Genomic DNA, 13,349 nt, shown 5'->3' on the forward strand with positions numbered 1-13,349 from the left:
AACGTTCATTTTAATCAAATTTTTAACCTTTATGAAAACAATTGTAAAATTAGGATTGACCGGCTTAGCCATCATAGTGCTGCTTTTTTCCTGTAAAAAAGCCGAAAATACATCTGCTGAAAATGCCTATGCAACAGGAAAATCAACAGCTGATTATGCCTCAGCAGACAGCACAGCAGTTTCATCATCTGCAGCAGTCGAAAACAAAGACAGTAAACAAAAATTTATCAGAACTGCAGATCTTAAATTTAAAGTCAAGAATGTTGTAAAATCAACTTATGCAATCGAAAATGCAGTTCAAAAATTTGGAGGTTTTGTAACCTATACGAATCTGCAAAGCAATATTCAGGACCAGATCAGCACTAAAATCAGTCAGGACAGCACTCTGGAAACAACTAAATTTACAGTAGAAAATAACATTACAATCCGAGTTCCTAATACGCAGCTGGATACAGTAATTAAAACAATTGCAAGACAAATTGACTTTTTGGATTTTAGAGTTATTAAAGCCGATGATGTCTCTTTAAAACTTTTAAGCAATCAGCTTTCACAAAAAAGAAACAGCGAAAGTGCCAGCCGAATAGAAAAAGCAATTGACAATAAAGGCAAAAAAGTAAATGATATTGTTGATGCCGAAAATACATTGACAAATCAAAAAGAAGCAAGTGACAATGCGTTAGTAAACAATCTTTCTTTAAAAGATCAGATTAATTTCAGCACAATTACTTTACAGCTTTATCAAAACCAGACAATAAAACAGGACGTAACGGCAAGCGAAAAAGACAGCAGCAGCTATAGACCTAATTTAGGAATTCAGATTTTAGATGCCTTAAAAAACGGCTTATATATTATTGAGGCAGTCTTTATATTTTTCCTTAATCTTTGGCCGTTTATACTGATTGGCATTGGAGGTTATTTTGTTTATAGAAAATATTTCAAAAAATAATCAAAACTGTTAAAATACAACATTTAGTAAGAAAAAAAATCATTATATTTGATATAGCATTAAACTAATCCCAAAATAGAATATTATTGATTGTTAAATTCTCAAAAAAAAGCTGGCTTAAATAAATTTTCAGTTTTAATTGATGAATATAGATTTTGCGTTTTCAACCCACTAATTATATCATTTAACCTATTTTAAATTCTAAGTATTATGAAAATTGCTACTATTATTGTCCGCGTTTTAATCGGCCTTCTTTTGCTGTTTGCTTCAATTTCGTTCTTTTTTAAACTCGCGCCGGAACCAGAAACAACAGGTAATTTTAAGGCATTTAATATGGGATTAGTTGCTTCGACTTATTTATTGCCTTTGGCAAAAACAGTTGAATTGCTTTGTGGTCTTTCATTTGTTACAGGTCGTTTTGTGACTTTGGCAAATATTCTGATTTTACCTATTACAATCAATATTTTGTTTATTAATTATTTCCTTGCGCCAGAAGGTCTGCCAATTGCTGTATTGCTTTTCCTTGGAAATTTATTTTTGATTTACAGATATTGGGATAATTATAAAACTGTATTTACTCCTTGATTCATACAGATAAAAATAAAAAACGCCGATATTTAAAAATATCGGCGTTTTTTATTTAATTCAACTTATCATGTTTTACCCAAACCAAATCAGTTACTTTATATCCGATTTCCTGAGCTTTGATAAGAAAATCTGCTTTTACACTTTCCGGAATTGTTTTTTCTCTGGAAAGTATCCACATATATTTTAAACTTTCTCCAGCTACAAGTGCATATTTATAATCAGGATCGATTGCTACGACATTGTAACCAGAATAAAAAGGACCAAAAAATGAGACTTTTAGCATACCAATGTTGTCTTTTTTGACAAATTTAGCTTTCCCGACACTTTGTTCCCATTTGTCTTTTTTGACATTATAGCCCTTATTATCGACTTTTATAGTTTTATCTTCGTTTAAAGAATACTCGGCTGTTACATTGTTCAAATCTCTTTCCCATTTGTAATCTAATCTGGCAATTTCATACCATTTTCCGAGATATTTTGCGCTGTCAAAGTTTGTTACAGCTTTTGCTTTCTCTGGAATTCCTCCTCCGCAAGAATACAATGCGAGACCAATTCCTGCTCCAATCAAAACTGGAACTATATATTTACTTTTCATAATACTATCTTTTTAATTATCATAAAGATAGCACCTGAAATCTACATCTAATTTACAAAATTATTTTTGATTATTATATTATATAACGCTTAAAAATATTGCATAAAAAAACCGCCAGACTGCTCTGACGGTTTTAAATATGATTCGACGTAAAAATTATACGTGTAAAGCTCTATTTTCTGTAGCTGCTAATGCTGCTTCTTTTACCGCTTCCGCGAAAGTTGGGTGCGCGTGGCTCATTCTAGAAATATCTTCAGCAGAAGCTTTAAATTCCATTGCAGTAACCGCTTCAGCAATTAAATCTGCTGTACGAGCACCAATCATGTGAACTCCTAAAACCTCGTCTGTTTTTTCGTCAGCAAGGATTTTTACGAATCCGTCTAAGTCAGCACTTGCTCTTGCACGTCCTAACGCTTTGAATGGGAAACTTCCAGATTTGTATTTTACTCCTGCAGCTTTCAATTGCTCCTCAGTTTGTCCAACTGCAGCAACTTCTGGCCAAGTGTAAACTACACCAGGAATTAAGTTGTAATCGATATGTGGTTTTTGACCTGCTAAAATCTCAGCAACCATTACTCCTTCTTCCTCTGCTTTATGCGCTAACATCGCGCCGCGAACAACATCACCAATTGCGTAGATATTTGGAACGTTAGTTTGTAAATGATCGTTTACTTCAACTTGTCCTCTGTCTGAAATTTTTACTCCAGCTTTGTCAGCGTTTAATCCGTCTGTGTAAGGACGACGACCAACAGAAACTAATGAATAATCTCCTTCAAGAGTAATTGTTTCTCCTTTTGCATTTTCAGCCTGAACTACAACAGCATCACCATTTCTTTCAACTGATTTTACTTTGTGAGAAACGTAGAATTTCATTCCTTGTTTTTTCAATACTTTAGTCAATTCTTTAGAAAGAGCTCCATCCATTCCTGGAATGATTCTGTCCATGAATTCTACTACAGAAACCTGAGCTCCTAAACGAAGGTAAACTTGTCCAAGCTCGATTCCGATAACTCCTCCACCAATAATTACTAAGTGTTTTGGAACTTCTTTTAAAGCCAAAGCTTCAGTAGAAGTAATGATTCTTTCTTTATCAATTTTGATGAATGGTAAAGAAGATGGTTTTGATCCTGTAGCAATTACAGTATATTTTGCTTCAATAGTTTCTGATGTTCCGTCAGCTTTTGCAACAGCAATGTGAGTTGCGTCTACGAATGAACCTAAACCATTGAAAACAGTAATTTTATTTTTTTCCATTAAGTAGTTAATACCACCTACTGTTTGATCTACAACAGCTTGCTTGCGTGCGATCATTTTCTCTAAATTGATTTTTACATCGCCGGAAACTTCAATTCCGTGATCTGCAAAATGAGCAATTTCAGCATAATGATGAGAAGAAGATAATAATGCTTTTGAAGGAATACAACCTACGTTAAGGCAAGTTCCGCCTAATGAATTATATTTTTCTACAATTGCAGTTTTGAAACCTAATTGTGCGCAACGAATTGCTGATACATATCCTCCAGGACCTGAACCTATAATGACTACGTCAAATGAACTCATAGTATTTTGTTTTTATTTTAGCGGTTACAAAATTAAGCAATAAAGTTCTGTTTAAAGTTTAATTTTCAATGTTTTTTGCGTGAAATTTTGGGTGTGAGTTTTACCGGAAAGGGCACTAAGAATTACGCAGAGGTTCGCAAAGTTTTGTTTTAAGCAAAGATTATAACGCTCTATTTGTCATCTAGACAAAGGAGACTCAAGCGATAACAAACTGGCTAAGCAAATTTCCACGAAAAGCTCTACAAAGATTAGATTCTTGTTATGGAGTTACTTAATGAGATTTCTTCTCAGGATCTCTTGAAGTATGAAATACTGAATAAATGATTATTTCTGTTTCAATAATCTCGTAAATGATAACAAAAGGAAATTTAACCAAAGTCATTTCACGATAACCTGGCTTTTTTTTAATTTCGAATAATTCTGGATTTGTTTTTAAAACCTTGAGATAAGATCTTAAATAATTTAGAAATTGCTTTCCTAAGCCTTTACTTCTTCTTTCGTAAAATTCAATCGAATCATCAATTTCTTTTTCTGCTAATGGTAAAATTTTGATTTTAAAAACCATACTTAGCACTCAAACGTTTCTCTGCTTCTTCCCAAGTACCTGCCTCTATTTTTCCAGACAAATATTTCTCTCTTTCTTCAGAAACCAAATTGTAATGTGAATCTGGAACAACTGACTCTTTTTCATCGTGATTAATAGCATCAAAAACGCTTTCTAAAATCTCTAATTTTGAATCGTCGTCTATGAATTTTCCAAAGTCTTTGATAAGCTTACGTCTTAATTCTTTCGTTTCCATTTTGTTTGTATTTAAACTCAAATTTAAGATTTTTTTGCTTTGAATTTTGTTAATGTTTTCAGCTATGTATTTAACATAGTGTTAAACGCATTGTGGTGCGTCGCTACATGAAAACCTTTGTCTCGATAGCTATCGGGATTACCTCTCTGAACCTTTGAACCTCTCAAAAAGAAATCACCGTTGAATTCTTCACTTCGCTAATCATAAACATGCTTTGTGTACTTCCAATGTGCTGTAATGAAGTCAGTTTTGTTACTAAAAATTCCCTGTACGCTTCCATATCTTTTACCAGAACTTTTAAAATATAATCGTAATCGCCGCTTACATGATGGCATTCTAAAACTTCATTTAGTTTGATGACTTCACTTTCGAATTTGGTTAAGAATTCTTTGGTATGCTGAATGAGTTTAAGATGACAGAAAACTACAAATCCTTTTTCGATTTTGGATTTATCGACTAACGCGACGTAGTTTTTGATTATTCCTTCGCGTTCTAACTTTTTAATTCTTTCATATACCGCTGTAACAGAAAGATCAAGTTTTAAGGATAATTCTTTGGTTGTTTTTTTACTATCGGTTTGTAGTAAAACCAAGAGTTTTTTATCTGTAGCGTCTAAAGCCATTATAGTTGATGGTTTTTGGTTGATTGTTGATAGTTTATCTAAATGATAGAAAATCTATTTAAATGCTTTATATGAATCAAATTTAGATTAAAAATCATTACAAATACATTTTTATAGTTTTAAAATCTAATTATTCATTTTATGATTGATTAATTTTCTAATTAGATCTTATTTTGAATAGAATTTATTTGAAAACGAGAGTCCTAGCCCTGATAGAAGCGGCATCCTTTTATGGTGGGGTTCACCATATAAGATACGGATAGCAGGAAATAGCTCCTAAACATTAATACTAACTAGAGGATGAGATTGCTTCGTTCCTCGCAATGACATAAAAATGAAAAACTTCAACCCAGCAGATAAAATTCAGGATTTGCAATATTTTGGAGAATTTGGCGGTGTGAATCCGTCGATTTCTGATTCTTCGACTTATACTTTTCTTTCGGCTAAAACCATGTTCGATACTTTCGAAGGAAATATGGAAGGCTGTTATTTATATTCTCGCCATTCGTCGCCAAGTAATTTATATCTGGATCAGGCTTTGGCTGCAATGGAAGGAACTGAAACGGCAAATGTTTCTGCATCAGGAATGGGAGCCATTACGCCTACTCTATTGCAATTGTGCGGTGCTGGCGACCATATAGTTTCAAGCCGAACGATTTATGGCGGAACTTATGCTTTTCTGAAAAACTTTACACCAAGATTTGGGATTGAAACGAGCTTTGTTGACATTACAAAATTAGACATTGTAGAAGTTGCGATTACGCCAAAAACGAAAGTTCTGTACTGCGAAACGGTTAGTAATCCATTGCTTGAAGTAGCTGATATTGCTGGTTTGGCTAAAATTGCCAAAAAACACAATTTGAAATTGGTTGTCGACAATACATTTTCACCGCTTTCTGTTTCTCCTGCAAAATTGGGGGCCGATATTGTGATTCATAGTTTAACAAAATACATTAACGGAAGCAGTGATACAGTTGGCGGTGTAACTTGTGCGTCGAAAGAATTTATTAATTCACTGAAAAATGTAAATTCTGGTGCAAGTATGCTTTTAGGACCTACAATGGACAGTCTGCGTTCTGCAAGTGTTATGAAAAACCTTCGCACGCTTCATATTAGAATTAAACAGCACAGTCATAATGCACATTTTTTAGCTGATCAATTTGAAAAAGACGGTTTAAAAACGGTTTATCCAGGTCTAAAAAGTCATCCAAGTCATGAACTGTACAAAACGATGATTAATCCGGAATACGGTTTTGGAGGAATGCTGACGATTGATGTTGGAACTTTGGAAAAAGCGAATGAATTAATGGAGTTAATGCAAGCCAGAAATTTAGGTTATCTAGCAGTAAGTTTAGGTTTTTATAAAACATTATTCAGCGCGCCGGGAACCTCAACTTCGAGTGAAATTCCGCTTGAAGAACAAAAAGAAATGGGATTAACAGATGGTTTAATTCGTTTTTCGATTGGTTTGGATAATGATATTGACCGTACTTACGAAATGATGAAGCAATGTATGATTGAACTTGGGATTTTGAATTCCGCAAAAAATCACAAAGAAGTTTTCACAGAGATACACTAAAATTTTTCTCGCAGATTTGGCTCGATTATATAGATTATACTAGAGATTTAATAAAAAATCTGTAAATCTGCAGAATCTGCGCGAGAAAATTTAAATGAATCTTTACATAAAAAAGCCGTTCTGATTAATTTTCAGAACGGCTTTTTCATTTATAATTTATAATTCACAATTAATAATTACCTACGTTTAGTTTACTGTTTTTTCTACTGTAAGTAAAGTAGATTAATAGTCCAATTAATAACCAGATTGTAAAATAAATCCAGTTCCAAACGCTTAATTCGGCCATCATATACAAACAACAGATTAATCCTAATAGCGGAATTAAAGACAAGTTTCTTCTAAAAGCCCAAACAGCTAATCCAACTAAAACAAATAGGAAAATCCACATTGGTATTTTGTGTTTGAACAAACCAAAACCTGATTCGTATTTTGCAGAATCTGCAATTGGCAATCCTTTTACCACTTCAGCATATTTCACTTCGTCGTCTTGGTATTGTCCTAATAAATGCTCTAAATCTGATGTTTCAGCAGTTTTATTGTTTACTTCGATACTTTCTAAATATTTAAAAACCTGCTCTGATTCTGATTTATCTAAAGAAGTAACAATTGAAGTTGCATCGTAAATCTGCGGATCGTTATTGATAAACGCCATTGTTGCTTTATTGTTGAATGCAAAAGCATAATACAATCCCGCAATCATTAAAACTGGCAGAATAAATTTTGAATTGATATAAGGCGTTTTGAATTTTCCTCTCGGAATTTCTGGTTTGTTTTGCAAAACTAAAACTCCTGCACAAACTAATACAAAGGCAAATAATGTTCCGATACTGCATAAATCAGTTACCATTGTAAGATTTAAGAATAATGCCGGAATTGCCACTACAAAACCTGTTACAATTGTAGCAAAAGACGGAGTTTTGAATTTTGGGTGAACTGTAGAAAATTTCTTTGGCAATAAACCATCACGGCTCATACTCATCCAGATACGAGGCTGTCCCATTTGAAAAACCAATAAAACACTCGCCATTGCCACTACTGCACTCACAGCAATAATTCCCGACATCCATTTCAAGTCTAATTTGTCGAAAACAAATGCAAGAGGATCTCCAACATTTAATTCGTGATATTTTACCATTCCGGTTAAAACCAAAGCAATGGCAATATAAAGAATTGTACAAATAATAATAGCCCACATCATGCCGCGTGGTAAATCTCTCTGCGGATTTTTACATTCTTCTGCGGTTGTAGAAATTGCATCAAAACCAATATAGGCAAAGAAAACTGCTGAAACTCCTTTTAAAACCCCTCCAACTCCATTTGGAGCAAACGGATCCCAGTTTGCTGTATCAACATAAAATACACCAACTGCAATTACTAAAAGTACTACGCATAGTTTTATAACCACCATTAAATTACTGGCGTTACGAGATTCTTTCATTCCTCTATACACCAAAGCTGTAATCAAAATAATGATAAATAATGCCGGTAAATCAGTTACAAAATGGAAAGATCCTATTGTTGGTGCTGTTGTCCAGGCTGTATGGGCTTGTTGTAAAGCAGTGCTTAAATTTTCGAATGATTTTCCACCTCGCATTAAAGCTTCAGCATCTTTAAATCCGTTTGACGCAGTTAAATAATCCATCTGAATCCATTGCGGGAGATGAATACCGCCACTCTGGAGCAGTCCGGTAAAATAATCACTCCACGATATGGCAACGGTAATATTTCCAACGGCATATTCCATAATCAAAGCCCAGCCGATTATCCAGGCAATTAATTCTCCAAAAGCAACATAAGAATACGTATAAGCACTTCCTGAAACCGGAACCATCGATGCAAATTCGGCGTAAGCAAAGGCAGCAAAACTACAAGCCAAAGCAGTAAATAAGAACAAGAAAATTACAGCTGGTCCGCCGTCTGCACTCGCTTTTCCAATGGTGCTAAAGATTCCCGCTCCAACAATCGCAGCTATTCCGAAGGCTGTTAAATCCTTAGTTGTCAAATGTTTTCCTAAGGCATTATGACCGTCTGTTTCATTCTGAGCAACCTGCTTCAGAATATCCTGTACTGTTTTCTTTCGGAATAAACTTGATAATGCCATATATGTTTTACTGTTATAAATTAATTTAATTCAGTCGTTTTTGTTTTATTTTGCAAATAATGCAAAAAATATCCTTATTTCAAATATATAAAACGATTTTGTTTTACGTTAATATTTTTTGCCCGCGGATTGTACGGATTTAACTGGTTTGTGCAGATTGTTTTTTTGCCCACCGATTTTACAGATTGAACGGATTAACACAGTTTTTAATCATTCTGTTTGCTTATTTTTTTTATAACCCTGCGTTAATCCGTTCAATCTGTAAAATCAGTGAGCCATTTCTCAACGCAGACAATTCCTCAAAATACTAACCGGATGCTGTGCTTCTCGCTTTGTTCCGTCATAAATTTGATGTCGGCAGCTTGTTCCTGCAGCGGCGATTTTTACATTTTCGGCCGTGCTGCGTACTTTTGGAAAAAGTGTATCCTCTCCCATTTGCATACTTACCTGATAATGTTCTTTTTCGTAGCCAAACGAACCCGCCATACCGCAACAACCAGAATTGTAAATCGTAACCGTATTATTTTTAGGCAGATTCAGCATTGCAAAAGTTGCTTCAACAGAACTTAACGATTTCTGATGACAATGTCCGTGAATTTTAATTTCTTTCGTTTCTTCAGAGAAAGAATCCGGAGTTATTTTTCCGTCTATGATTTCTTTTTTAAAGAATTCTTCAATTGTAAAAGCATTTCGGGATAGTTTTTCTGCAGCTTCTTTATCATCGGCTAAACGAAGGTATTCATCTCTAAAAGTTAAAATCGCCGAAGGTTCAATTCCAATTAAAGGTGCATTCGCCAAAATCAAATCTTTAAAAATATTTACGTTGTGATTGGCAATTTTCTTGGCTTCTTCTAAAAATCCTTTTGAAAGATACGTTCTTCCGCTTTCTTCATGATCTACAACCAAAACCTGATACCCTAATTTCGTCAATAATTCAAAAGCATCGATCCCGATATTTACGTCGTAATAATTTGTGAATTCATCTACAAACAAATACAATCTCCCATTTGGAAAATCTGATATCGCAGGTTTATTATTTTGATACCATTTTCTAAACGTCTTTTTTGCTAAAAGCGGTACTTGTCTTTCTGGCGCAATTCCCATTGTTTTTTTAACCAAAGACTGATTCGAAATAAAATTCGTAATCGACGGGAATTTGCTTCCCATTTTGTTCAGTTTGGCGTTGTTGGCAAAAATCTTGTTTCTAGTAGAGAATCCGTTTGCTTTTTGATATTGATATAAAAACTCCGCTTTTAGAGTTGCAACATCAACATTACTCGGACATTCGCTCGCACAGGCTTTACAGCTTACACATAACTCAAAAACTTCGTATAATTCTTTCTGGTCAAATTTGTTTTCTTTTTCAGAATACGTCAAATATTCTCTTAAAGCATTCGCTCTTGCACGAGTCGTTTCTTTTTCATTTCGTGTCGCACGATAACTCGGACACATTGCGCCGCCTGCCGATGGCATTTTTCGGCAATCGCCAGAACCGTTGCATTTTTCGGCTGCACGCAAAATTCCTAAACTATCTGAAAAATCCTGAAACGTTTTAATATCAGGTTCTACTCTTCCTGAAATCACACGATGGTTTTCGTCCATTTTCAAAGCGTTGACAATCTTTCCGATATTTAAAACCGAATTCGGATCAAACGCTAATTTGATTCTTTTCAGCAATTCGTAATTCTTGTCACCAATCATAAACGGAATAAATTCTCCGCGCACGATTCCATCTCCGTGTTCACCGCTCAACGAACCTCTGTATTTTTTCACCAAATGCGCCACTTCTGTTGCAATGGTTCTGAATAATTTTAGGTCAGATGTTTTTTTCAAATTCAAAACCGGACGCAAATGCAGTTCTCCCGCACCGGCATGTGCATAATAAATAGCTTCCTGTCCGTGACGTAACATCATCGCCGAAAACTCCGCAATATAAGCAGGTAAATCGCTTAATTCTACCGCTGTATCCTCAATCGAATCTGCAGCTTTATCGTCGCCTACAATACTTCCCAAAAGTCCAAGACCTGCTTTTCTGAGTTCGTTGGCTTTGTCAATATCATTTCCGTAGATTTTTACTTGCGCGTAACCAAAATTGTTTTTCTCTAAATCAGCAATCAAAGCATCAGCTTGTTTCTCTGCATCTTCTAGAGTATGAGAAGCCACTTCAAACAACATAATCGCTTTTGGTTCTCCAACCAAAAAGAAACGGTTTTTAATATGCTCACGATTCGTTTTCGTACAATCTAAAATCGTATCGTCGATCATTTCGCAAGTGTACAAATGATGTTTCATTGCCACCACAACCGATTCTAAAGATTCCTGAATGGTATGATAATGTCCGACAACCATAATGCTGTGAGGCGGAGGAAGATCGTCTACTTTCAACGTCACTTCGGTTGTAAAAGCCAGCGTTCCTTCGCTTCCGCAAAGTAATTTCCCAAGATTGATTGTGGGTTCAGTTCCGCCAAATAATTCTGATTTTAACAGAATATCAACGGCGTAACCTGTATTTCTTCTATGAATTTCCGGTTTTGGAAATTCTCTTATAATTTCTTCCTGATTCTCTTTTACCGAAAGTTCATCGTAAACGCTTTTATATATTTTATTTTCTAAAGAATCGCCTTTGGTTTTCTCAATAAATTCTGCCGAAGTCAATTCGCCAAAAGCCACTTCTGTTCCATCGCTCAAAATAGCTTTTACCTCGGCAATTTTATCACGTGTAACACCATAACGAATAGAAGTCGTTCCAGATGAATTATTTCCCACCATACCGCCAATCATCGCTCGGTTTGAAGTTGATGTAATTGGAGCGAAAAATACACCGTGAGGTTTCAAATACAAATTCAGTTCATCTCGAATAACGCCGGGCTGAACCGTAACCGTTTTTTTCTCGGCATTGTAACCTAATATTTTGGTGAAATTTTTCGAAACATCAATTACAAGCCCGTCTCCAACTGCTTGTCCTGCGAGTGAAGTTCCGGCAGTTCTTGGTGTAACTGAAATATTATGCTGCGCCGCAAAGCGAATTAACCTGCTGATATCGGCCGTAGATTTAGGCAAAGCCACCGCATTTGGCCGAATCCGATATACTGATGCGTCTGTCGAATAAAGTGTTTTATGAAGATCATCGTACAAAAGTGTGCCTTCGAGTTCGCTGGCTAATTGATCTAAATGAGATTGGGTCAACATGTTAAATGGTGCTTTTAATAAAAATATTTCCTGAAAAAACTCAGATCACAAAGATAAAAATATCGCAGGGCAAAACGATTCTATTTTTGGATTTTATGTAACAACTCCGCCATATTTTATAAAATTCTGAGAGAATCCTGTAAAGCGTAAAACTTATTAAAAAGTAATTTTATTGTTTTGCCAAGTTGGGTAATATTTTCAAACACATAGAAACATAGATTTATTTCTTTAAATTCTGAGAATAGTTGAAAAATCTAGATTTTAACACATAGAATTACAAACGCAACTATGTGAATTTAAACAAATGAAATGCCTTTAAGTGCAAAGAAAAACTATGTTTCTATGTGTTTAAAAATTCACTCAACAATTTTAAACATTTTACGCTTTTTACAATTATGGAAAATTTCTTTCAGGACGTCATCAACCATCTCGAAGGTTACTACAATAGCATTGTCGATCTTACGCCAAAATTTATTCTGGCCGTTTTAGTTGTTCTCGTTTCGTGGTTTATCGCAAGCCGAGTGGGCATTTTTGCCGGAAACCGACTCAAAGTGAAAATGCACGATCGCCTTCTGGCAGTTTTTATTGCACGTTTAATAAAATCGGTTTTAATTATTATTGGAATCTTATTTATGTTCCGAATTATTGGTCTTGACGGCGTTGCTCAAAGTATGCTTGCCGGAGCGGGGATTTCGGCTTTTGTAATTGGTTTTGCACTTAAAGATATTGGAGAAAATTTTCTTGCCGGAATTCTTCTGGCTTTCAAACGTCCGTTTTCTATTGGCGATATTATTGAAAGCAACGGCGTAAAAGGCGAAGTCATCAACCTCAACCTGCGTGATACCGAAGTAAAAAGCGATTCGAAAATTATTTATATTCCAAACGCACTTCTTATAAAAAATACCTTAATTAACTACAACAGCGAAGGTTTTCTGCTTCAGACTTTCACCGTCGGACTCGAATATGGTTCTGATTATACCCGCGCCATCGAACTCGTAAAAGAAGTTCTAGGAAACAGCGAAGATGTAACGGAAAAAGACCACGAAAATGCAGCCGTAATTACCGATGTTGCCGCTGCAGGAGTTATTCAGCTCAATATTCGGTATTGGGTTAAAACGGCTTCAACGACGGAAAATTCAGAATGCCGCTCTAAAATTATTGCTGCAGTTTTAAAGAAATTGAAAGAAAATGAGTTTGTGTTGAAATAAAAGGTACAAAGGCTCAAAGTTGCAAAGGGACAAGGTTTTTTCTCTAACTCAATTGTCACCCTGAGCGAAGTCGAAGGCTTCTGAAAACAATTTTTGAATGTTTTCTTTTGGAATTTGGTACTCAAAAAATTTAGAAGTTTAATAAGGAGCTATTTCCTGCT

General features: G+C 35.1%; 11 protein-coding genes. 4 read left to right on the plus strand and 7 right to left on the minus strand.

Annotation, left to right across the window (positions count from 1 at the left end; all coding sequences use genetic code 11):
• Positions 1–31 precede the first annotated feature (31 nt).
• Together ACTJIW_RS14610 and ACTJIW_RS14615 are read left to right on the plus strand one after the other, a co-directional pair.
• Entirely contained in the window at positions 32–946 is a 915-nt protein-coding gene (locus ACTJIW_RS14610) for a DUF4349 domain-containing protein (protein ID WP_433815928.1), read from the plus strand.
• Positions 947–1,156: 210 nt separating this feature from the next.
• Entirely contained in the window at positions 1,157–1,531 is a 375-nt protein-coding gene (locus ACTJIW_RS14615) for a DoxX family membrane protein (RefSeq protein ID WP_012024202.1), read from the plus strand.
• A 55-nt stretch (positions 1,532–1,586) separates the two neighbouring features.
• Here ACTJIW_RS14615 and ACTJIW_RS14620 read toward each other — a convergent pair whose 3' ends face one another.
• The 5 genes from ACTJIW_RS14620 to ACTJIW_RS14640 form a co-directional block, all read right to left on the minus strand.
• Entirely contained in the window at positions 1,587–2,129 is a 543-nt protein-coding gene (locus tag ACTJIW_RS14620) for a lipocalin family protein (RefSeq protein ID WP_012024201.1), read from the minus strand.
• Positions 2,130–2,285: 156 nt separating this feature from the next.
• Entirely contained in the window at positions 2,286–3,689 is a 1,404-nt protein-coding gene (lpdA, locus tag ACTJIW_RS14625) for a dihydrolipoyl dehydrogenase (RefSeq protein WP_440714813.1), read from the minus strand.
• A gap of 271 nt (positions 3,690–3,960) precedes the next feature.
• Positions 3,961–4,254 (minus strand): type II toxin-antitoxin system RelE/ParE family toxin, encoded by a 294-nt coding sequence (locus ACTJIW_RS14630; RefSeq protein ID WP_149208183.1) that lies wholly within the window; start codon positions 4,252–4,254, stop codon positions 3,961–3,963.
• The gene (locus ACTJIW_RS14635) at positions 4,244–4,489 is read right to left on the minus strand and encodes a hypothetical protein (RefSeq protein ID WP_149208184.1); all 246 of its coding nucleotides are present in this window, start codon (positions 4,487–4,489) and stop codon (positions 4,244–4,246) included. Before ACTJIW_RS14635 ends, ACTJIW_RS14630 begins: the two co-directional genes overlap by 11 nt.
• Before the next feature lie 163 nt (positions 4,490–4,652).
• Positions 4,653–5,111, minus strand: coding sequence for an Lrp/AsnC family transcriptional regulator (locus tag ACTJIW_RS14640; RefSeq protein ID WP_274252697.1), 459 nt, complete (start codon positions 5,109–5,111; stop codon positions 4,653–4,655).
• 334 nt (positions 5,112–5,445) lie between these two features.
• On the opposite strand from ACTJIW_RS14640, the gene ACTJIW_RS14645 reads away from it, so the two are divergent.
• Positions 5,446–6,690: an aminotransferase class I/II-fold pyridoxal phosphate-dependent enzyme gene (locus ACTJIW_RS14645; protein WP_440714812.1), complete on the plus strand. Its 1,245-nt coding sequence runs from the start codon at positions 5,446–5,448 to the stop codon at positions 6,688–6,690.
• A 169-nt stretch (positions 6,691–6,859) separates the two neighbouring features.
• On the opposite strand, the gene ACTJIW_RS14650 is transcribed toward ACTJIW_RS14645, so the two are convergent.
• Positions 6,860–8,791, minus strand: coding sequence for an amino acid permease (locus ACTJIW_RS14650; RefSeq protein ID WP_440714811.1), 1,932 nt, complete (start codon positions 8,789–8,791; stop codon positions 6,860–6,862).
• Positions 8,792–9,073: 282 nt separating this feature from the next.
• On the minus strand, positions 9,074–11,980 hold the full coding sequence (locus tag ACTJIW_RS14655) for an FAD-binding and (Fe-S)-binding domain-containing protein (RefSeq protein ID WP_440714810.1): 2,907 nt from the start codon (positions 11,978–11,980) through the stop codon (positions 9,074–9,076).
• Positions 11,981–12,375: 395 nt separating this feature from the next.
• Here ACTJIW_RS14655 and ACTJIW_RS14660 point away from each other — a divergent pair, with 395 nt between their 5' ends.
• Complete coding sequence (locus tag ACTJIW_RS14660; RefSeq protein ID WP_274252692.1) at positions 12,376–13,188, plus strand: mechanosensitive ion channel family protein; 813 nt, start codon at positions 12,376–12,378, stop codon at positions 13,186–13,188.
• The last annotated feature ends 161 nt before the right edge of the window (positions 13,189–13,349 follow it).

This window comes from Flavobacterium sp. 22659, from assembly GCF_052044235.1.
GTDB lineage: Bacteria > Bacteroidota > Bacteroidia > Flavobacteriales > Flavobacteriaceae > Flavobacterium > Flavobacterium johnsoniae.

Bases quoted from the DNA above. Each gene is read 5' to 3' on its own strand.
- ACTJIW_RS14650 (WP_440714811.1), bottom strand. From the start codon at position 8,791: ATGGCATTATCAAGTTTATTCCGAAAGAAAACAGTACAGGATATTCTG.
- ACTJIW_RS14620 (WP_012024201.1), bottom strand. From the start codon at position 2,129: ATGAAAAGTAAATATATAGTTCCAGTTTTGATTGGAGCAGGAATTGGT.
- ACTJIW_RS14640 (WP_274252697.1), bottom strand. From the start codon at position 5,111: ATGGCTTTAGACGCTACAGATAAAAAACTCTTGGTTTTACTACAAACC.
- lpdA (WP_440714813.1), bottom strand. From the start codon at position 3,689: ATGAGTTCATTTGACGTAGTCATTATAGGTTCAGGTCCTGGAGGATAT.
- ACTJIW_RS14635 (WP_149208184.1), bottom strand. From the start codon at position 4,489: ATGGAAACGAAAGAATTAAGACGTAAGCTTATCAAAGACTTTGGAAAA.
- ACTJIW_RS14655 (WP_440714810.1), bottom strand. From the start codon at position 11,980: ATGTTGACCCAATCTCATTTAGATCAATTAGCCAGCGAACTCGAAGGC.
- ACTJIW_RS14615 (WP_012024202.1), top strand. From the start codon at position 1,157: ATGAAAATTGCTACTATTATTGTCCGCGTTTTAATCGGCCTTCTTTTG.
- ACTJIW_RS14645 (WP_440714812.1), top strand. From the start codon at position 5,446: ATGAAAAACTTCAACCCAGCAGATAAAATTCAGGATTTGCAATATTTT.
- ACTJIW_RS14630 (WP_149208183.1), bottom strand. From the start codon at position 4,254: ATGGTTTTTAAAATCAAAATTTTACCATTAGCAGAAAAAGAAATTGAT.
- ACTJIW_RS14610 (WP_433815928.1), top strand. From the start codon at position 32: ATGAAAACAATTGTAAAATTAGGATTGACCGGCTTAGCCATCATAGTG.
- ACTJIW_RS14660 (WP_274252692.1), top strand. From the start codon at position 12,376: ATGGAAAATTTCTTTCAGGACGTCATCAACCATCTCGAAGGTTACTAC.